The sequence below is a fragment of the Olsenella sp. DNF00959 genome (assembly GCF_001553055.1).
Lineage (GTDB): Bacteria > Actinomycetota > Coriobacteriia > Coriobacteriales > Atopobiaceae > Olsenella_I > Olsenella_I phocaeensis.
This window is the reverse complement of the sequence record NZ_KQ960133.1, coordinates 129,992-150,526: the sequence shown is the minus strand read 5'-3', so window position 1 is coordinate 150,526 and position 20,535 is coordinate 129,992. Positions and strand designations below refer to the sequence as shown.

Here is a 20,535-nt window from a genome sequence, read left to right as displayed (position 1 = left end):
CATGCCATCCCGCCTACTCGAAGCTCAGTCCTTCCAAGCGGTCAAAGAGCACGTCGGACCTGGTCAGGAAGCTACGTGGGTCGAAGATGGCGTCGAGCTGCTCGTCCGTGAGAGTACAGGCCGGGTCTGCCTCGAGCTTCTCGCGGAAGCTCGTGCCCTGCTCGCAGCGCTGGATCTCTCCCCAGGTGGCCATGGCGTTCGACTGCACCACCTTGTAGGCGTCCTCGCGGCTCATGCCCGTGTCCACCAGGGCGAGCAGGACCTTGGACGAGAAGAGCATCCCACGGGTGCGGTTGAGGTTCGCCATCATCTGCGCCGGGTACAGCACCAAGCCGTCCACGATGCGGATGAGGCAGCCAAACATGTGGTCGAGCGCGATGAAGCTGTCCGCCTGGGCGATGCGCTCCGCGGAGCTGTGGCTGATGTCGCGCTCGTGCCAGAGCGCGACGTTGTCAAAGGCCACCTGCGCGTTTGCCTTGACCACGCGAGACAGGCCGCAGACCTTCTCCACCGTGATGGGGTTGCGCTTGTGGGGCATGGCGCTCGAGCCCTTCTGGCCACGACAGAAGGGCTCCTCGGCCTCGAGGGTGTCGGTCTTCTGGAGGTTGCGGATCTCTGTCGCTATGCGCTCGCAGGTGGCGGCGCAGGTGGCAAGGACGCCGGCGAGGTATGCGTGGTGGTCTCTGCTGATGACCTGGGTCGAGAGCGGGTCATGCGCGAGGCCCAGGTGCTCGCAGACGTACTCCTCGACGCGTGGGTCGATGGACGAGTAGGTGCCCACCGCGCCGCTGATGGCCCCGAAGGCCACGTTCTTGCGGGCATCCTTCAGGCGGTCGTGGTCGCGCTTGAGCTCCCAGGCCCAGCTGCCAAACTTCATGCCGAAGGTCATGGGCTCGGCATGGATGCCATGGGTGCGGCCCACGCAGAGGGTGTCCCGCTCCTCGAAGGCACGCCTCTTGCAGATCTCCCCCAACCTGGCGCAATCGTCCAGGAGGATGTCGACGGCCTGGGTGAGCTGGTAGCAGAGGGCCGTGTCGCCCAGGTCTGAGCTGGTCATGCCGTAGTGCACGTGGCGGCTGGGCTTGGGCTGGCCCTCGGGGACCTCCGCGTCGATGTACGAGCCCATGTTGGTCAGGAAGGCGATGACGTCATGGTTGGTCACGGCCTCGATCTGGTCGACCTCGTCCTTGTCGAAGGCGGCGTGGTCGCGAATCCAGCGCGCCTCCTCCTTGGTGATGCCGCCCTGTCCCAGCTCGGCATGGGCCTCACAGGCCAGGACCTCGATCTCCTGCCAGATGGCGTACTTGTTCTGGAGCGAGAAGATGTGACCCATCTGGGGGCGGGTGTAACGGTCGATCATGCGGGGTGTCCTTTCCTGGGCTGCGGACGTCCCCCAATTCTAGCGCGCCGCAGCGGGGTCCACTAAGCGTGCAGAGGTGGGGACCCTGGCCGGAAGGCCGCCGTCGGTGTCCCCTGCCGTCTGCGACCTACTCCCCCGCCAGCGAGCCCTCGTCGGCCTCGAGCGCGGCGCGCGCCTCCTCGAGCTGGCGAGCGAGCGCCTGTGTACCCGTGCCGCCGTAGCTGTTACGGGCCGAGACTATCCCCCTTGGGTCGAGGTCCTCCGTCACGTCGGAGTCGAAGAGCTCGGAGGCCTGGCGGAACTCCTCGGGCGTCAGGTCCTCCAGGCCCTTGTGATGCCTCTCGCAATATAGGACGAGCTCCCCCACCACCTCATGGGCCTTGCGGAAGGGCACCCCTCGCTTGGCGAGGTAGTCTGCCACGTCGGTCGCGGCGGTGAAGCCCTTCCCCGACTCCTCTTCCATGCGGCCCTCGTCGAGGCGCCAGGTGGAGACCATCCCCCTCACGCACGCCATGCAGTCGAGCAGCGTATGCGCCGCGTCGAGAGGACCTTCCTTGCACTCCTGGAGGTCCTTGTTGTAGGCCAGGGGAAGCGACTTCATGGTCGTGAGGAGGGCCACTAGGTCACCGTACACCCGACCGGTCTTGCCACGGGTGAGTTCGGCGAAGTCCGGGTTCTTCTTCTGGGGCATGATCGACGAGCCGGTCGAGTAGGAGTCAGAGAGCGTGACGAAGCCGAACTCCGTGGTGGACCAGAGCACGATCTCCTCGCAGAGACGCGAGAGGTGCATCATCGAGACGGAGCAGGCATAGAGCAGGTCAAGGAGGTAGTCACGATCGCTCACGGCGTCCATGGAGTTGGGGATGGGATGGTCGAGGCCCAGGGACTTCGTCGTCTGGAAGCGGTCTATGGGATAGGTGGTCCCCGCCAGGGCGGCGGCTCCCAGGGGGTTGGCATCCGCCTCGTCGAAGGCGAAGGAGAGGCGCTTGAAGTCACGCCCCAGCATCCAGAAGTAGGCAAGCAGGTGATGCGAGAGGAACACGGGTTGCGCATGCTGCAGGTGGGTGTAACCCGGCATCACCACGCCCCGCCGCGCCACCGCCTCGTCGAGAAGGGTCCTCCTGAGGGCAAGGTTTCCCCTCATGAGCTGGGCAAGGAGGTCCTTGGCAAGGAGTCGCAGGTCAAGTGCCACCTGGTCGTTGCGCGAACGTCCGGTGTGAAGGCGCGCGCCGGCTGGACCGACCATCTGCGTGAGCTTCGACTCGACCGCCATGTGGACGTCCTCGTCGTTCACGTCCCACTCGAAGTCGCCGTCGTCTATCTGCGTGAGGATCCGAGAAAGGCCCTCCTGAATCCTCTCGGCGTCATCCACGCCGATGATGCCCTGGTCAGCCAGCATCCGGGCATGTGCCATGGACCCGGCGATGTCTTGACGGCACATGCTCTTGTCGACCTCGAGCGAGGCGCCGAAGCGCTGGGTGAGCTCGTCGACTCCCTGTTCGAACCTTCCAGACCAAAGGGCCATCCTGACCCGCCTTTCTCATCTCGTGTTCGCTCAGTCGTTCGCCACTGTATGTGCCTGAGGACGCAAGGGCGCGCACGCGGGCCGAGTCTTCCCGCGTGCGCGCAACCCCAGCTCCCGCCGGACAACTTCCCCTACGCGGAGAGGGCCGCGTAGCCCAGCTTCGCCTGCTTCTTGCCCGCAGGCGCGGGAACCGCCTGTTTGTGGGCGGGACCCTGCTTGCCCGACCAGGTCTTGCTTGGCAGGCTGTGCAGGTCTATGAAGCCCTTGGAGGCACTGCGGTCGAAGCTGTCGCCGTCACCGTAGGTCGCAAGGCTGAGGTCATAGAGGGAGTAGGCGCTCTTGCGGCCGGTCACGGTGAGGCTGCCCTTGTAGAGCTTTGCCTTGACCTCACCGGTGACGAAGGCCTGGGTGCTGGCGCAGAAGGAGTCAAGCGCCTCCTTGAGCTGGCTGTACCAGAGGCCGTCGTAGACCACCTTGGACCACTGCTGGTCGATCATGTGCTTGTACTGCAGGGTGTCGTGGTCGAGGCAGAGGGTCTCGAGGGCGTGGTGCATGTTGATGAGGGCGAGGGAGGCGGGGCACTCGTAGCACTCGTGGCTCTTGATGCCCACCACGCGGTCCTCGATCATGTCGATGCGTCCGTACCCGTGTGCGCCACAGACCTTGTTGAGCTGGACGATCAGGGGCAGGAGCTCCATCTTCTTGCCGTTGAGCGAGCAGGGCACGCCCTTCTCGAAGCCGACCACGATCTCTTCCGGCTGGTCGGGGGCGGAAATGGGGTCCACCGTCATGGTCCAGATGTCCGCAGGGGGCTCGTTCCAGGGGTTCTCGAGGACGCCGCACTCGATGGCGCGACCCCAGAGGTTGTCATCGATGGAGTAGGGCTTGGCGGCAGTGGTGGGCACGGGCACGCCATGCTCCTGGGCCCACTCCATCTCCTGCTCGCGGGTGAGGAGGTCCCATTCGCGCACGGGTGCCAGGACCTTGATGCTGGGGTCGAGAGCGTGGATGCAGGTCTCGAAGCGCACCTGGTCGTTGCCCTTGCCCGTGCAGCCATGGGCGATGTACGAGGCACCCGTCTTGTGGGCGATCTCCACGAGGTGCTTTACGATGAGGGGACGCGAGAGCGCGGAGAGCAGGGGGTAGGTGTCCTCGTAGAGGCCGTTTGCCTTGATCGCCTTGGTGAGAACCTCCTTCGCGTACTCCTCGCGCATGTCCAGGGCCTCCGAGTGGACGGCTCCCATCCGCAGGGCCTTCTTCTCCACCCAGGCCAGGTCCTCTGCGTCCTGGCCCACGTTGCCGCAGATGGCGACGACGTCGAGTCCCTTCTCGAGCTGGAGCCACTTGACCATGACGGAGGTGTCCAGACCGCCGGAATAGGCGAGGACGACCTTCTCCTTCGTGGCGGCGTTGGTGGCGGCGTTTTGGATCTTGGTTGCAGGCATGGTTGCTCTCCCCTGTTTTGTCGTTCGTTGCTTGGTGTGTTGGTTATGGTCGTGGGCACGCGATGGGAGGGCGTCCCCTCCCAAAAAGGTGAATACGCTGCGTGCCAGGTATTTTTCGTACAAAAAAGCCTGGCATTGCCAGGCGGTGTCACAGTCCTATGTGTGCGAGGCCTCTAGTTTTGCCTCAGCGGACCGGGAGCAGCTCGCGCTGGCGTCGCAGCGTGATTCGTCGGCCCTGGCGTCGGAGAGAGAGCTTGATGCCTGTGTTGTTGTCCATCGAACCTCTCCCCCTTCCCTGCGCCTGGACTCCTGCTCCACTTGTTGTTGAGGGATATTACGCCTCTATGCAAATGCGCGTAAGACGAGAGCCCCCTTTGGTTTCCTGCTCGAAACAATTGGGCAGGTGAAGATGGACAAGGATCTCGATGTCGTCAATTGCTTGCGTCAACGATTTGAATATCAGCAGCTAGCAGCCTGTTACATAGGGAAATAGTTGCATCATGGGCATACGAGAAGCAGGCCAACGGGAAGCACCACCGTTGGCCTGCAAGCGTACGTGGTGGGCCGTGTGGGGGTCGAACCCACGACCTTGGGATTAAAAGTCCCCTGCTCTGCCAACTGAGCTAACGGCCCGATATGTCACGCGATGAGACGTCCGTGCGATTCTACCACGTGCCTGGGTCGCTACTCGGCCTCCCAGGCCCACTGCCCGCCCACGAAGATGGGGGTCTCCTCTCCGTTAGTGTCGACTCCCCAGACGTCCAAGTCGTCGGCGCCCACCATGAAGTCGACGTGGGTGGAGGACTGGTTCACCCCATGGGCCAGGAGCTCGTCCTTGCCCATGTCGAGCCCGCCATCAAGACACTCCGGGAATCCCATGCCAAGGGCGAGGTGGCAGCTCGCGTTCTCGTCGTAGAGCGTGTCGTAGAAGAGGATCCCACCCTGCCTGATGGGGGTGTTCTTTGAGATGAGGGCGACCTCTCCCAGGTGATGGGCACCCTCGTCTGCCGCCATGATCTGGTCGAGCGCGGCCTTGCCCCGACGGGCGTCCCACTCGACCGCCGCGCCGTCTCGGAACCTGATCCAGAAGTCGTCGATGACCTGACCCGCATGCACGAGCGGCATGGCGGAGTGGACGATTCCCTCCGTACGGTTGCGGTTGGGGGTGGTGAAGACCTCCTCGGTGGGGATGTTGGGGAAGAAGACGGTCCCATCCACCGTCCGGGCGGCCCCTCCCTCCCAGAGGTGGCCGGCGTTCATGCCAACGACGAGGTCCGTACCATTCGACGACCGATACCTCAGGCTGTCATAGGCGGCAGCGTTGAGCAGGCGCTTGTTCTTCTCGAAGGTGGCGTTGTGGGTCTCCCAGGCACTCTGGGGGTCGCGGCCGTCCGAGCGCGCCACGCTCAGGATGGCGAGCCAGAGCCTGTAGATCGCCTCGCTGCCCGAGAGCTCGGGGAAGACCTCGCGGGCCCAGGCCTCGACGGGAACCCCCGCGATGCACCAGACGTTTCGGCCGAAGTCCATACCCTCCCTGAACGCGAGGCACTCGGTGTTGCGCGCCTTTCGTGCGGCCGCCGGCTTGGCGGGGTCAATCCCGTCGAGCGCGGAGGGGTCGCTTCCCTCGAGGAAGAGGAACGCAGCACCAGCCTCGGCGAGAGAGTTGAGCTGCTCTCGCTGCCACGAGGGGACGTGCTCGAAGTAGGCCTTGTCCACGTGCTCGTAGGTCAGGCGTCCCACCACGTCGTCAGACCAGATGACCGTCACGTGTCCCGCGCCCGCCTCGTAGGCCTTCCTCACGACGCGGCGGGCGAAGTCCGCCCGCTCCACGGGCGCCTGCAGTACGAGCTCCTGTCCCCGCCTCAATGCCGCACCCTTGCGAACCAGCAGCTCGGCATAGTTGTCAATCTTGGGAGAAAGATGCCCGATGGCGACATGGCACTCTTCGGCGGTCATGGGAACGCTCATGGATTGCCCTTTCACGAAATCGGGCCCCGAAGGGCCCGATGACAGTCTATGGAGCGGGCAACGGGATTCGAACCCGCGGATGATGGCTTGGGAAGCCATTGCCTTACCACTTGGCGATGCCCGCATGTTTGTGGATTCTATCACAGCTCCCATTGCGACGTGCCCAAGGCTTTTGTCGAAACTGTCGCGAATCCCATGCTCGGAGGGCTCGCGTCCCTAGCTGACGCCAGACTGGCGCAAGCTGCCGATGGGTTTGCTGCCAGCTCGCATGAGTAGCCTCTACTCCCCAACGTAGGCGACCGGGGAGGTCTGGTGGAAGAGACGCTGCTTGCAAGGCAGGAGATACGACGGGCGGAGGCGCTTGGACCGGACGAGGTCGGCCTGGCCTCTGGGGCGGCGGGCAAGAGGCGGCGTCCGCCGCGGGCCCAGCTGCGCGGAGGCGACCCCGTGCGCGGGGGCAACCCCCTCGGAACGGGACATGCCGGCAGCCACCACAGGGGGACCGCCGGCATGCAATAGGTTCATTGGGTCGGACTTGGTTCTTGGACGGACCCTCCTATGCCCGTCGAATGAGCTCGGCGACGAGCTCGGCGACGTCGACCACCTGCGCCGCATCGAGGTTCTCCGGCACGTCGTCCGCGGTGTGAGAGAGCGCGGGAACGCCGTCCTCAGAGACGCCCATGATCGTTGCCGCACGCATGGACGACTGCATGGCGGGTGTCGCGTCCGTGTCAGCCCAGTCGAAGCGAACCTTCTCCAGCCCGACGTGCAGGTCGTCTGCGATCTTTGACAGCAGGCGGACCATCCTGCGGTCTGCCCTGCGCGGACTGGTGGCACCCTCGCTCGTGAGCACGCTGAGGCGACCGGCGCCGACGGTGTCGAGGTTGACGACGAAGGCGCCACGGATGTCCTTGCGGTGCTCGGCCATGAAGCGCTTTGCGCCAGCGTGGTCGAGTCCCGAGGCACCCAGGGCCACGAACCAGACGTCGTGGGCAAGCAGCTCGTCGTCACCCATGCTCGTGATGGCCTCGCGCAGCTCTTCCATGCCAATCCCCTCCCGGGGCTCCATGGCCTGGGGCTCCTCTCCACCCAGGATGTAGCCCTCCGCAGAAGCCTGGCTCGCGCCTTCCTCGGAGCCGGCAGGCTCATCCTCGACGAGCCTGAGGTCAAAGCGGCTCGTCGCGCCTCCCTTCCATCCGTCGCGAGGCCTCCCCTGCTTCGCGTCCGAGAAGTTGTCCCAGCTGCCAATCTCGCGGCCGCTCTTCTTGGCGTCGAAGTCCTCGTCAACGCCAAGCCAAGAGCTCAAGGAATCTGAGTCTTCCGTCTGGTCCTTGTGGCGACCGAAGATGTTGAAGCGCTTCTTGCCCATGGGCCTTGCCTGGTGGGACCCACCCCGTGGCCGCGGAGACTCAGACCGCAGGGCACCCTCGCCCACCACGCCCAACGGCTCGCGCTCGCCCCTCGTATAGGAGAGGTCCGCGGCCGACGGGCGCGCGCGTCCCTCGTCGATGCCGCGCGGGGCGGGAGTGGGGCTGGGCTCCTCGGGGGTAAGCGGGTCGGGCGTGGCCTCTGACGGATCAGGAAGGTCGAAGAGCACCGCCCGGCGCGCGATGTTTCCCGGCTGAGGCGTGAACTCGCTCTTGCCCCAGTTGGGATCATCGACCGCCGTCGGCTCCGGACGCCGAGGCTCTGCCGGACGGGGTTCGGTGCCGTCCATGGCATAGGTGTCCAACCCCGACACGTCCTTGGAGGCCAGTTCCTCCTCGCTAGGCTCCTCGTCCTCCATGAAACTCAGGTTGGGGGCGATGACGGTTGCGTTGGGATCCAGTTCCTGGGCGGGGTCGCCGGTAGCAGACGACTCCGTGACCCTGACGTCTTCTGCGGACACGAAGGGCCGTGCGTCGAGGGTCAGCTCGCTCTGGTCGACCTCTGCCGGCTCCTCGCCCAGGACGTAACCGACGGCCCTCTCGGGTCGGTCGTCCTCCGGCTCGGCTTCGTCGAGGGGTTCCGCAGCTGACGGCTCCCCTCCCTCTACCGGCATCTCCTCGTCTGAATCGGGTGCCACCTCGGTCGACGCCTCCGGCTCCTCGCGCTCGATCGGCCTCTCCTCCACGTCGTCCTCGGCGACGGGCATGGTCACGAGGGTCGGCTCGTCGCTACCGTCGGCAACCACGGGTTGGGCCATAGTCTGGCCAAGCTCGTCCGCCCCTGGGGTCGGACCGTCCTCCGGAAGCCGCTCGAACTCGGCATCCATGATGTAGTCGTCGCGCAGGGGCGCGAACAGGCTGAATCGTGGGAGAGGTGCCTCGTCCTTCGCTGGCTCTTGCTCCAAGGTCTCTGCTCCCGCGCCTGCCGGCCGAGTACCGTCCGGCAAGGTGGCTTGCCCTGGCTCCGCGACATCCTGGACCAAGGGCTCCGCCTCGTCCTCGAAGGCAGCTCCGTCGTCAAGGGCATCCGCTTCGCCACGTGAGGCACCGGCTTCGGAGACCTCCGCCTGCTGGTCAGGCTCCCCTGCTCCCGCAGATCCCTCACGCAGGTCCTCGCCGTCGAATTGCTGGGAGTCGCAGGGTGGTTCGTCCTCTCCCTCGACGTCGCCCTCGGTGACCTCGGCTGTCGCAGACTCAGCCCGAGGTCCGTCCACCCAGGCTTCCTCGGTTGCCGGGCCGCCGTCTGTGACGGGAACGGGGACGGCCTCAGAATCGGGCTGAGCCCCCTCTTCGGGGACGAGTTCCTCCGCTTGCTCGTCCTGACTCCGCGGAGCGCCCTCTAGCGCTGTCCCTTCCTGAACCGCTTCGCTCCCGTCCGCGCCGTCCGCCGCGAATCCGGGCTGCAGGTCTGCCGAGGCATCCTTCCGACGCAAGGACTGGCCGCCAACCTGGGGCTCGAACTGCGCATCTTGCTCGTGGGCAAAGTTTGGCTCGGGAACGGGCGCGATGGCTGGGTTGGGAACCGCCTTCAGACGCGTGAAGATGGCTGCGTTGTCTAGGTAGGCGTCGTTGATCGAGGGAACGCTCGCGGGATCGACCTTGCGGGGTTCGACGTCATGGACGCTCGGGGTCTCGAACTGTGACGCCATGGGGCCGTCGTAGGGCAGGGGCTCTTCGTCACGGGCGTCTGCAAGCTCGGACTCGGAGTCAGCCTCCTCGCCCTCGGCATCCACGGCCACGAGGACCCTCTCTTCCTCGTCTGCGGCGCCCTGCGGATCGGAAGAGGGTCCGTCCGTGATGCCAGGTGCGTCCTTTGGTCCGGCGGCGTCGAGCGACACGCTTGGAACGGTGTCCCCTGCGGCGCGCGCGTGGACTTCCGCTAGCAGTGCCTCCTCGTCCTCATAGGTCACGGCGGGCGTGGCGACGGTCTGGCTGGGATCCTCTGGCTGCAGGGACTCGCCCTTCTCGTCAGCCTCCGTCCCCTGACCATCCGCGACCTGCACGACAGGCTGCTCCCCAGGCTGGCCGGAAGCCAGCTCCTCCCCACGCTCGATCTTGGGAGCCTGGCGCTCGCCTCGAGGGATGAGCTCCCTCACATGGGAGAGCGCCGACTTGACGGAGGCGAGGAGCTCGGCAGGGCGGGAAGGAGCGTCGGGGTCGATGACCTCGAAGTCAGCGATGAGGGCGTCGTCAGCCGACGAGCCCTGCGTGGAACCACCCTCGGCGGCCTTGGCGGGGTCCGCGGATGATTCCTCCTCGAGGGACGACTCGGAGATGCGGGCGTTGGCGCGTGCCATGAACTCGGGCATGGTGGCCCCGGGCTCTGGCCGTGCCCCCGCCCCAGACGAAGTCTCCCCCATCTCGCTGGTGGACCCGCTTGCGGACGGGGAAACTCCGGGGAGAGCGCCGTCGACGTCGATTTCGGGCAGGTCGGGAAGAACGACCTGGGGCACGGGAGGCTTCTGATAGACGATCTGGCAACTCTCGGGAAGAATCTGGAGCTCCTCAATGAGCCTTGCGCCGCGACGGACCGACTTGGGACCCTCTGGTTCGGGCGCGGGAATCACCTGGGGAGTGAAGGCGGCGGTCGCCGGGTGGAGGCCTTCCGCCGCGGTCGAATCAGCAGGCGACGGAGCGGTGGAAGTGACGTCCTCTCCCCCCCTGTCAGCAGGAAGCTCGTCCAGAGAGGCAAAGGCCCGCTCGGAGGCCTCCTCGTCACTCTCTACCTCGAGCTCCTCCTCGAGCGGAGCAGAAGGACCCTCGCCAACCCCCTCGGAATGAGGATGGGCGGCGGCCCAGGCCTTTGCCTCGTCATCCGCGGGACGCAGCTTGTCCAGCACGCCCAGCATGGCCGCGACGGAGGCCTTGTTGTCGTTGGCGCCGGTGGTACAGGAGGCGAATCGACCATAGATTCCCGCGATGCCGACGAGGAGGAGGGGGAGGGCCGCCAGCATTCCCAACACCCAGAAGACGTGACGGATTGAGGCGGGGATGATGGCGATGACCTGAATCAGGGAGCAAAAGGCCACGGCGATGCCACACCAGAGGCTCGACCGCATGAGGAGCGGCTGCCACCTGGCCAGCTGGGGCTGGAAGAGGAGCCCCTCGTTGGGACTGTCGTAGTGGGCGACGATCACGATGGGACGGTTGCCCTTGACCACCAGGGGGCCGCTGGCTCGATGGACGCCGATGACGTTCTGGCTGCGGGCACGGGTCCCGATGCCCGATATAAGGTCCCGGCCACCGAAGCGCAGGCCCAGGAGGATGGACGGCACAAGCACCAGGGCGAGGCCGACCAGGCCCACGACGGAGCCCAGGATGCCCGAGAGGACCATGCCGATGACCATGATCACGAGCAGTATCGCCCGCGGAAGCTCAGGCGCCGCGGGCGCGGCGAACTCCTGCAGGCTCGTGTCGAGGCCGTGCTCCTGCATGATCGACTCGATCAGCTGGGAGGCGTCTAGCTCCTCCTGGCTGTTCGCCGGAGAGATGTCCACCTTGTCGTTGAGATAGTCGAGGTAGCTGCGCGTCGTTGCCATGCCATACGTCCTTTGCCGAAGCAGGGAGAGAATCGTCCACTTTCCTATCGTCCGAGTATACGTCTTATGATGCATATTTGTTCTACCAGCACAGCTCGGGGGTCGGAGGCGGCAGCTACCCGCACGGGGGCAAGGCCTCGCTGCACGGCATCGGATGTGGGAGGACGCATGGAGGACGATTTCGTCACGGTGAGCAGGGACGACGAACAGGCCAGGCGCGTGGCGGGACTGATCCTCGCCTTCTCAAACGCCAAGCACGCCCTCTCCAACGAGGAGCTCCGGAACACCTACTACCCGCAGGCAAGCGACGAGGCGTTCCGAAAGGCCTTCAGGCGCGACCGCGCGGCCATGTCCGCCTGCGGCCTCAGCCTCGTCAACGTCGCGAGCGAGGGACAGCCCGGTCTCTGGAAGGTTGACGAGGCCGCGTCCTTCCCCGGAGGGGGGTCCCTCTCCTCTAAGGATGCGCTGGTGCTGGACGTCGCCTGCGCTCCCCTGACTCACGACCCGAGCTTTCCGCATAGGAGCGAGCTGAGGCTCGCCCTGGCCAAGGTCGACGGATCATTTGGTCCCAGCGGTAGCCTCGAGCGGCTGTTCTCTGGCAGCGGGATCGACGACGGGCTCCTACCTCCCCTACTCGCCGCCCTGTCTGGGAGACGGGAGGCGGTGGTCACCTACCAAGCAAGGGGCCAAGAGCCAAGGGAGAGGAGGCTGCGCCTCTATGGGAGCTTCGGCCTGAGGAGGCAGAGCTATTTCGTCGCCTCGGAGCTCCGCGATGACGGAAGCTGGAGGGAGCCCCGAGTCTACCGCCTGGACCGCTTCCTCTCCGCGAGGGTCGTGTCGGGCAGTTCCTACCGCATACCCCCGGATTTCTGCGTGGGTGACTACCTGCGCCTCCCCTTCCAGATCGGGCCCGAGGTCGGCACGGTCACGATTCAAGACCTGGGTTGCACAGAGGGGGAGGTGGCCGCGGAACTCGACCGACGCGGCAGGCACGTCGATGGGCGCGGGGGGCGATGCTGGGAGGTCGGATACTCCGACCCCGAGGCGTGCGCCCGCTGGTGCGTGGCGCATCGCCTGATGCCCGTCGGACCGCGGAAGGTCGCCGACCACTGGGACAGGGTCGTGGAGGAGGCGTGCGATGCCTAGCGGGGCTTCCAGGCGAGGCAGGAGGGGCGGGCTCGAGGAGGCACGCGAGCTGGCCGCCCTCCTGGGCAGCCTCTCGGCCCAGGGTAGGTCACTCTCGCTATCCACGGTCGCCGCGCGACTCGGCTGCAGCACCCGGCACGCGCGCCTGCTCCTGGAGCTCGCCCTCACCGCCCACGACGAGGAGGGCATGGGTCTCCCCATTGGCCTCGGTGACGACGACCAGCTCGTCCTGGCATTCGACAGCGAGCGCAAGGGGCACCCGCTCAAGCTCACCCCTTCCGAGTCCGAGGCGATGCGGGCGGCGCTCGAACGACTGGGGATGTCGCAGGATGACCCAATCTACCAGGGAGTCCTTCCCTACCTCTCTCCCACCGGCGAAACGGGCGCGGAAGGGCGGCCACAGGGGCCGGACGTCAGCGGCAGGCCGAGCGTCCTCGACCTCTGCGCCCAGGCCATAGCCGATGGTCATGGCCTGGGCTTTTGGTATCGCGGCGCCGCCGATGCCGAACCAAGGAAAAGGCGCGTCATCCCCCAGACGCTCAGGACCGAGGAGGGGGCATGGTATCTCGAGGCGCTGGACCTCGAGATACAGGCCCAGAGGACCTTCCGCCTGGACCGAATGGCCGACCCCAGGCCGTTCGCGACGGGGGAGCACAAAGGGGCGGTGACCATGGGGCAGCAGGGCCATGAGGTCGTGCGCGAGGTTGCCGTGGACTTCCTCGACCAGGGCCTCCTTGAGCTCTTCTCCTGGCATGGCATGCGAGTGACGGGAGAGTCGGAGGGCAGGACCTCCGTGACCCTCCCCCTCTACGCAGGAGACTGGCTGCCCCTCAGGCTCGCAGCCTGCGGAAGCTCCGTGGTGATACGCGACGAGGACCTCAGGGCCAGGGTGAGGGAGGCCGCGCGGGCTCTGCGCGCCGCCGCGACAAAGACGGGCCGGGTGTGAGCTCCCTACGACTCGTGGCCCGCCCGCCACATCCTGATGTACTCCCCCACGTTCCCGCACTCGAGCTCGCAGGGTGGCTGCTTGGGCAGGGAGTTCGTGAACTGGCGCCCATAGCGCTTGCTGACCAGGCGTGAGTCGGCGAGCACGAGGACGCCGGTGTCGCTCGAGCTTCTGATGAGCCGCCCTGCCGCCTGCTTGACCGAGATAACCGCCTCGGGGAGGGAATGGCGCCACCAGGAGCGGTCCTCGCGAAGCTCCCTCTCCCTCACCAAAGGGTCCTTGGGGCTGGCGAAGGGCAGCTTGGGGATGACGACGCAACGGAGGGTGTCCCCTGCCGCGTCGAATCCCTCCCAGAAGGACCTCAGGGCGAAGAGGGAGCGGGAGCGGTCGGCGAGGAACTGGTCGCGAAGCCTGCGCGGTGACGCGCCACGCTCCTGCATGATCAGCTCAAGTCCCCGCTCATGCATGCGGGGAAGCACCTGCTGGTAGACGAGCTCCATGTCACGCCTGTTGGTGAAGAGGGTGAGCACCGAGCCGCCCATGGCCGTGTGGACGTCCACGAGGAGCTGGGACAAGGCCTCGCGATAGCGTGGGTCGTTGGGCTGGGGCATGTCCTTGCACACCACGACCGACATGTTGTCCTCGTAGTCAAAGCTCGAGTCGAGGCGGAGGTCACGATGGGCGTCAGGCCCTAGGGCATCGAGCCCCACGGAATGGTCGAAGTGCTCAAAGCTCTTTCCGACGGCCATGGTGGCCGACGTGAACACGACGCTTTGCATCTGCGACAGCCATCTCTCGGCCAGGTCGGGTCCGACCTCGAGCTTCTCCGCCACGAGGCGCTCTGATGGCATGTCCCGCTTGCGGCGGGCGAGCTCTGCTGAGTAGAAGTAGCTCTGGTCGCTCCCGTCCAAGACGAGCGAGAGGGACTCCCCCAGCTGCCCCAGGAAGCTCGTCGATGCCCTGAGGTCGCCTGCCAGAGGAGCGTCGGCCTCGGACAGGGCCTCGAACGCCTCTCGCGCGTCCTTCTCCGCCTCCTCGAGGCGTCTCAGGCAGACGTCGCCCACCTGCTTCAGCGACCCCCACTCGTCGCTCTCCCGCAGCCTCGCGTCAATCCAGACGTTCACGCGGTCATAGTCGCCCGACCCATCTGCCTGGCCTGCAAGCCCATGCAAGGCCAGGAGGAAGTCCGCGCAGGACACGGAGGCGCGGGCGGACGACGCGGACAGCTTGGTGAGAAGACGCTGGTAGAGGGTCGCCTCGGCAAGACCCGAAACCTGGACCATGAGGTTGTGGAGGGTGCCGGTCTTGCTGCTCCCCAGCTGCTCGAAGCCACGCCTCACCAGGTCGCCCGAGAACTCACGCGCCCATTGGCGGCGCGCCTCGCCCTCGAAGCCGTGTGCCTCGTCCACCACCCAATGGCTGATGGGGGGCAGGATCTGTCCATCGAGGTCGATGTCCCGGAGCAGGAGGGAGTGGTTCGTGACCACGACGTCGCTTTGGCTCGCCCTCTTGCGGGCGCCGTGGACCAGGCACTCGTTGGGATAGAAGGGACAGCGGTTCCTCAGGCACTCGTTGGCCGTGGTGGAGAGCATCTGCCGTGGAACGTAGCGCCAGCGGATGCCCAACGCGTCGAGGTCGCCCTGGGGGGACTGCAGGCAGAACGCGTAGCTCACCGCGATTGCCGTGAGCATCTCGGACTGCGTCGTCCGTGGAGACTTTCCCATGCCGTCCACGAGCGAGAGGGGCAGCTCGGCGTAGGTCGAGGTCTCGAGCCTGTGGAGACAGGGATAGTGGTCGTAGCCCTTGAGGCTCGTAAAGCTGAGCCCATCTGGGAGAACCCGCGCGAGGGCGGGAAGCTCCTGGGATATGAGCTGGTCAGTGAGGGCGTTGGACTTCGTGGCGACCCCCACGGTCAGCCTGTTCCTCTGTGCGAACATGAGCTCGGGAAGCAGGTAGGCCATGGACTTCCCCACCCCGGTGCCCGCCTCGATAGAGCGATGCGAGGAGCTTGCGAGGGCATCCCTGACCTCCAGGGCCATCTGCTCCTGCTCCTGTCGCCACTCGAAGGACGGGTACATGCGCTCGACCAGGCCGCCGCGCCTGAACTGCGCCGTCACCTCCTCCGACGAGGGGGAGACGAGCTCCTCTCCCCCATCCGGCGCTTCCGTCCTCATGGCTGGGCGCTCGCCGGCAAGCAGGTCCCTCCTGGCCTGCCTCAGCGAGAAGGTCGCCTGTCCCTGCTCCTGGGAGAGGTGACCAATGACGGGTCGGAAGGGCCAGTCCACCTCGGGGTGCATGTCAGCGAGACGACCCAGGAGGCCGGGCCCCAAGTCACTGAGTCCCAGGAGTATGACGCGCCACATTCCACACAGCGCGTCAACGTCCGCCATGGCGCGATGCGTGACCGCATCACAGCCAAAGGCGTGCGCCATGTCGGCGAGGCGATGGGTCGAGAGGCGCGGCAGCGCGATGCGTGAGAGCGCTAGCGTATCTATCCAACTGTCACTCACGTCCTTGCCGCCGGGCACGGACTCCACGAAGGTCCTGTCGAAGGTCGCGTTGTGCGCAAGCACGGGGACTCCACCGACGAAGTCCGCGAGCCTGCCAATGACATCGGGCGCCTCGGGCGCGAGGGCCACGTCGGCGTTCGATATCCCCGTGAGCGCCGATATCTCGGACGGGATGGGTCGATGGGGATGCACGAAGCTGTGGAAGCGTTCCACCACCTCGCGTCCGCTCAGGCGGGCGGCGGCCACCTCGATGAGCTCGCAGCCCTTGAACGAGAGGCCCGTCGTCTCGGTGTCAAGGACGACTATGTCCTCCTCGAGGAGGTCAAACGAGGTCTTTGTGGCACGGCGCTCAAGACTGCGATAGCGCTCGGCAACCTCTTCCGGAGTGCCCGGCAGGAGAATCTCGTCGACGGGCGACGCCAGGGGTCCCATCCCGCTCATGCTGCTCCCGTCACTCCCTAGTCCTGGTCGTTGCCCTCGAGGGCAAGCTCCACGAAGCGCTTGCAAAGATCCGGGAAGCTTATTCCCGCGTGACGCGCGGAGTCGGGAAGCAGGCTCATCTCCGTCATGCCGGGGATGGTGTTGGTCTCGAGGATGACGGGGGTGCCGTCGGCGCGAACGATGAAGTCGCTCCTCGAGGCGCCCCTGCAGCCCAGGGCCTGGTGCGCGCGGATGGCCAGCTCCTGGGCCCTCGCGTAGCTTTCCTCTGGAATGCGGGCGGGGATGACGTGGTGGAGCTCGGATGGCTCGTACTTTACCTTGAGGTCATAGAACTCCGCGTTGGTCACGATCTCCACCACAGGCAGGGCCTCGGGCTCCTCGTTTCCCACGACAGGAACCGTGATCTCCGTCCCCTCTACGCAGGATTCGATGAGGACGCGGCATCCTCCCTCCCCTGCCCGCGCCACGGCGCGGGCGAGCTGGCCCGCGGAGGTGACCTTGGTGATGCCGTAGCTCGACCCGTTGGCGGCGGGCTTCACGAAGACGGGAAGCCCGAGATTGGCTACGAGCTCCTCTGCCTCGCTGTCTGCTAGGGCGACGTCGCCAGGGAGGTCCACCCCCTCGGGAACGGGTATCTGCGCCTGGCGATAGATCGCCTTGGCAACCTCCTTCTCCGTGCCCATGGCTGATGCGAGCACGCCAGAGAAGGTGTAAGGCAGGTGCAGGACCTCAAGCATCCCCTGGATGCAGCCGTCCTCGCCGTAACGTCCGTGCATGGCGACGAAGGCCACGTCGTATCCCCCCGAGACGAGCGCGGCCACGAAATCTGGCGCGGCGACGTCCAGGAGAGTGACGTCAGAGAAGCCCGCCTCGGCGAGGGCCTTCGCACAAGCCTCGCCCGATTCGAGCGAGACCTCCCTCTCGTCGGACCATCCGCCCGCAAGGACCACGAGCTTGCTTTGTGTAACGTCGGTCTTCGACATTCCTGGACTCCTTAGGGCGCGAGCGCCGTGCGCTAGACTCTTCTTGCAGGAAAAACACCTAGATGACGAGGATACTCCTGCCTCGCATCCAGACAGTTTGAGGGGTCCAAAACATGCAAGACGACAACAACGCGGCTGGTGGGACAAGGCCCGGAGTCGACCTCCACAGCCTGTCCCACGGACAGCTCCTCTCCCTTCTGGAAGAGCTCGGGCAGCCAAAGTTCCGCGCCAAGCAGATCGAGGAGTGGATATGGGAGAAGAACGTCAGCTCCTTCGAGCAGATGTCGAACCTCCCAAAGTCCCTTAGGGCACAACTTGCCGAGCGCTGTAGCCTTGGCGGGGTCGAGGAGGTCGCACGCCAGGTCTCCGCTGACGGCAGTCGGAAGTACCTCCTGCGCTTTCCTGATAGGGTTTCGGTCGAGTGCGTGGGCATGCCCAACAGGGATCGCCTCGCGGTCTGCGCCTCCTCGCAGGCGGGCTGTGCCATGGGATGCGCCTTCTGTGCGACAGGGGCTGCCGGCCTCACGCGCTCCCTCACGGCAGGAGATATATACGAGCAGGTCATGCACGTACGCGATGACTTCGGAACGCGCGTGACGAGCGTCGTCCTCATGGGACAGGGCGAACCCCTCATGAATTACGATGCCACGCTCGCCGCGCTGCGCAGGCTCAACTCACCCGAGGGTGCGGGAATCGGCGCTCGACACCTCACCGTTTCCACCTGTGGCGTCATTCCCATGATCAAGCGCTTCGCAAACGAACCCGAGCAGTTCACCCTCGCCGTATCCCTCCACTCTGCCGTGCAGCGCACACGAGACATGCTCATGCCAGGCGTGCGCAAGTACTCCCTGCTCCACCTCTATGACATCATGGGCGAATACGTGGACAAGACGGGGCGCAGGCCCACCTACGAATATGCACTCATCAAGGGTGTTAACGACAGCGAGGAGGAGCTTGCCTCCCTCTGTGACTTCTGTCGGGACAACCTGGCCCACGTGAACCTGATCAAACTCAACGAGGTGAAGGGCAGCAAGTTCCGCCCGACATCCGACGCTCGCGCGCAGGAGTTCGTCCGTAGGCTCAACTCCGTGGGCGTGGAGGCAACCATTAGGAACTCGCGCGGCGCAGACATCGATGCCGCTTGCGGGCAGCTCAAGCAAAACATCGATCGTATGGCTTGATTCTTCCTTCCAAGACGCGATGCCCCGTACTAGAACATTTGTTCTAGTACGGGGCATCGACTTATGTCAAAAGAGACCTATAGGCCCAGACGTATCCATTCTTGCTCTACGTCTTGGGTCGGCACTTCTTCCTCCATGACCATTCCCGTGACTCGTTCCATGAGTCCGGACACTTGACGAGCTGAGCTCATCACTGTTTCGGTCATGTCCCTGACCGACCTCCGTGCCTCCTCGTTGAGCAGGAGGTGAAATGAGAGGAGACTCACGCCAGATAGGACTACCACTGCTGCAATGGTTCTTCTCAGATGGGTCATTACAATGCTTCCATTCCGCCGCTCAGCCTATCGACGAGCTGCGCAAGTTCCTCTTCATCCGCAAACTCTATCTCTACCTTGTTCTTGTTCCTAACCCTCTTCACCTTTACGTTGGTATCCAATGCAAGACGAAGCTGTCGTTGGGCCCGCTTGAACGACTGGGGCACCAGCTCTCTCTTAGGCTTCTCCCCCGTCTCATTGTTGCCAGAAAACAATGGGGCAAGGTTTTCTGTCTGTCTGACGCTCAGTCCTTGCTCTAACACCTTCTGCGCCAGCTTGAGCTTCCCCTCTTCGCCTGCCACGGCAAGGATCGCCCTTGCATGCCCAGCGGTGAGCTTTCCGTCCGCCATCATGTCCTGGACTTCCTGGGGTAGGTCAAGCAGGCGAAGCGAGTTGGCGATGGCCGAGCGGGACTTGGAAAGTATCTTTCCGAGCTGTTCCTGCGTAAAGCCGTTGTCTTTGATGAGCTTCCTGTATCCCAGGGCCTCCTCAATGGGATCAAGATCGGAACGCTGCAAGTTTTCGATGAGTGCCAGTTGGAAGACCTCATCGTCACTAATCTCTCGAATGCTTACTGGAATCTCTTCGAGACCAGCGAGCTTCGCAGCTTGGTAGCGCCTCTCCCCTGCCACTATCTCGTAGTTTGCACCCTTTTTCCTCACAAGGATGGGTTGTAGGACCCCGTTTTTCTTGATTGAATCAGAGAGATCCTCAAGTGACTGCTGATCGAACTTCTTTCTCGGCTGGCCCTTGTTAGGCTTTATTTGACTAAGCGGCAGTGTTGATGACGACGTGATTGCGCTCACTTCCGCATCGGCACCACCCATGAGTGACTCGAGGCCCTTTCCGAGCCCACCTTTTCTAGCCACGACGCACGACCTCCCTTGCAAGCTTCATGTAGGCGAGAGAACCCTTGCTTACGCGCGCATACATATTTATCGGAAGGCCATGTGACGGCGCTTCCGAAAGCTTCACGCTTCTAGGAATGATGCTTTTGAATACCTTGTTCCCGAAGTACTTACGAACTTCCTCTACAACCTGTTTTGAAAGAGTTGTCCTAGCATCGTACATTGTCATTACTACGCCAAAGACATCCAATCCAGGATTCAAGCGCGCTTTGACCATCTTCATCGATTCAAGGAGCTTAGTCACGCCCTCCAAGGCATAGAACTCGCATTGTATGGGGATGAGCAATGCATTTGCCGCAACCAGCGCATTGATCGTAAGAAGCCCCAACGACGGGGGACAGTCAATGAAGACGTAGTCGAACTCGTCTTTGATTCCCTCGAGTACGCTCTTCAATATCGTTTCTCGCGACATAACCGAGACTAATTCTATCTCTGCACCTGCAAGCTGTATCGTGGCTGGTATTACGAAGACATGAGGCTCTATTGTGTCTTCTATAAGTTCCTCGATGGGATAGTCATGCAACAGTGCATCGTAAATGTCGTGTTCCAGCTCTTCTTTCTCAATCCCGAAGCCAGATGAGGTATTCCCTTGAGGATCAAAATCTACTATCAGGACTTTCTTTTTTTGTTCACCTAGGGCTGCGGAAAGATTCACGGCAGTGGTCGACTTACCAACCCCACCTTTTTGGTTGATTATTGCTAGTACCTTTGCTTCTCTATCTGGAAAGGCCCTCTTTATATCCTTGAATCCCACAAATCCTCCCTCATAGCCCGTCTGTTTTTGCTTCGTGTCTCAAAGGCTTCATTCATGATAGGGGACTTGTTTCACGTGAAACAAGTCC

At 64.2% G+C, this 20,535-nt stretch carries 13 protein-coding genes and 2 tRNA genes; 4 read left to right on the top strand and 11 right to left on the bottom strand.

Going from position 1 to position 20,535, the window contains the following annotated elements; all coding sequences use genetic code 11:
• Positions 1 to 13: 13 nt before the first annotated feature.
• The 6 genes from purB to HMPREF1868_RS07505 all read right to left on the bottom strand — a co-directional run bounded on the left by purB (position 14) and on the right by HMPREF1868_RS07505 (position 6,422).
• Positions 14 to 1,360, bottom strand: a complete 1,347-nt coding sequence (gene purB / locus HMPREF1868_RS07530; protein WP_062531547.1) for an adenylosuccinate lyase — start codon at positions 1,358 to 1,360, stop codon at positions 14 to 16.
• Between the two features lie 127 nt (positions 1,361 to 1,487).
• Positions 1,488 to 2,885 (bottom strand): argininosuccinate lyase, encoded by a 1,398-nt coding sequence (gene argH, locus HMPREF1868_RS07525; protein ID WP_062531546.1) that lies wholly within the window; start codon positions 2,883 to 2,885, stop codon positions 1,488 to 1,490.
• Positions 2,886 to 3,016: 131 nt separating this feature from the next.
• On the bottom strand, positions 3,017 to 4,330 hold the full coding sequence (locus HMPREF1868_RS07520; protein ID WP_062531545.1) for an argininosuccinate synthase: 1,314 nt from the start codon (positions 4,328 to 4,330) through the stop codon (positions 3,017 to 3,019).
• Between the two features lie 557 nt (positions 4,331 to 4,887).
• Positions 4,888 to 4,963: transfer RNA gene (locus tag HMPREF1868_RS07515), tRNA-Lys, on the bottom strand.
• Between the two features lie 51 nt (positions 4,964 to 5,014).
• A complete protein-coding gene (locus HMPREF1868_RS07510; protein WP_062531544.1) occupies positions 5,015 to 6,298 on the bottom strand; it encodes an aminopeptidase in 1,284 nt (427 codons plus the stop codon).
• Positions 6,299 to 6,347: 49 nt separating this feature from the next.
• Positions 6,348 to 6,422, bottom strand: a tRNA-Gly gene (locus HMPREF1868_RS07505).
• Positions 6,423 to 6,610: 188 nt separating this feature from the next.
• Here HMPREF1868_RS07505 and HMPREF1868_RS09750 point away from each other — a divergent pair.
• Complete coding sequence (locus HMPREF1868_RS09750; protein ID WP_129583199.1) at positions 6,611 to 6,817, top strand: hypothetical protein; 207 nt, start codon at positions 6,611 to 6,613, stop codon at positions 6,815 to 6,817.
• 37 nt (positions 6,818 to 6,854) lie between these two features.
• Here HMPREF1868_RS09750 and HMPREF1868_RS10045 read toward each other — a convergent pair whose 3' ends face one another.
• The gene (locus tag HMPREF1868_RS10045; protein ID WP_062531542.1) at positions 6,855 to 11,264 is read right to left on the bottom strand and encodes a M28 family peptidase; all 4,410 of its coding nucleotides are present in this window, start codon (positions 11,262 to 11,264) and stop codon (positions 6,855 to 6,857) included.
• A 168-nt stretch (positions 11,265 to 11,432) separates the two neighbouring features.
• On the opposite strand from HMPREF1868_RS10045, the gene HMPREF1868_RS07490 reads away from it, so the two are divergent.
• Together HMPREF1868_RS07490 and HMPREF1868_RS07485 are read left to right on the top strand one after the other, a co-directional pair.
• Entirely contained in the window at positions 11,433 to 12,410 is a 978-nt protein-coding gene (locus HMPREF1868_RS07490) for a helix-turn-helix transcriptional regulator (RefSeq protein WP_062531541.1), read from the top strand.
• Entirely contained in the window at positions 12,403 to 13,356 is a 954-nt protein-coding gene (locus HMPREF1868_RS07485; protein WP_062531540.1) for a helix-turn-helix transcriptional regulator, read from the top strand. Before HMPREF1868_RS07490 ends, HMPREF1868_RS07485 begins: the two co-directional genes overlap by 8 nt.
• A gap of 5 nt (positions 13,357 to 13,361) precedes the next feature.
• Here the strand turns inward: HMPREF1868_RS07485 and HMPREF1868_RS07480 are convergent, their stop codons facing one another.
• Positions 13,362 to 16,307, bottom strand: a complete 2,946-nt coding sequence (locus HMPREF1868_RS07480) for a helicase C-terminal domain-containing protein (RefSeq protein ID WP_062531539.1) — start codon at positions 16,305 to 16,307, stop codon at positions 13,362 to 13,364.
• A 17-nt stretch (positions 16,308 to 16,324) separates the two neighbouring features.
• Positions 16,325 to 17,290, bottom strand: a complete 966-nt coding sequence (locus HMPREF1868_RS07475; RefSeq protein WP_062531538.1) for a D-alanine--D-alanine ligase family protein — start codon at positions 17,288 to 17,290, stop codon at positions 16,325 to 16,327.
• 113 nt (positions 17,291 to 17,403) lie between these two features.
• Here HMPREF1868_RS07475 and rlmN point away from each other — a divergent pair, with 113 nt between their 5' ends.
• A complete protein-coding gene (rlmN, locus tag HMPREF1868_RS07470) occupies positions 17,404 to 18,471 on the top strand; it encodes a dual-specificity RNA methyltransferase RlmN (protein WP_062531537.1) in 1,068 nt (355 codons plus the stop codon).
• Between the two features lie 313 nt (positions 18,472 to 18,784).
• Here the strand turns inward: rlmN and HMPREF1868_RS07460 are convergent, their stop codons facing one another.
• Together HMPREF1868_RS07460 and HMPREF1868_RS07455 are read right to left on the bottom strand one after the other, a co-directional pair.
• Complete coding sequence (locus HMPREF1868_RS07460; protein ID WP_082719582.1) at positions 18,785 to 19,654, bottom strand: ParB/RepB/Spo0J family partition protein; 870 nt, start codon at positions 19,652 to 19,654, stop codon at positions 18,785 to 18,787.
• On the bottom strand, positions 19,647 to 20,447 hold the full coding sequence (locus HMPREF1868_RS07455) for a ParA family protein (protein ID WP_062531534.1): 801 nt from the start codon (positions 20,445 to 20,447) through the stop codon (positions 19,647 to 19,649). Before HMPREF1868_RS07455 ends, HMPREF1868_RS07460 begins: the two co-directional genes overlap by 8 nt.
• Positions 20,448 to 20,535: the final 88 nt, after the last annotated feature.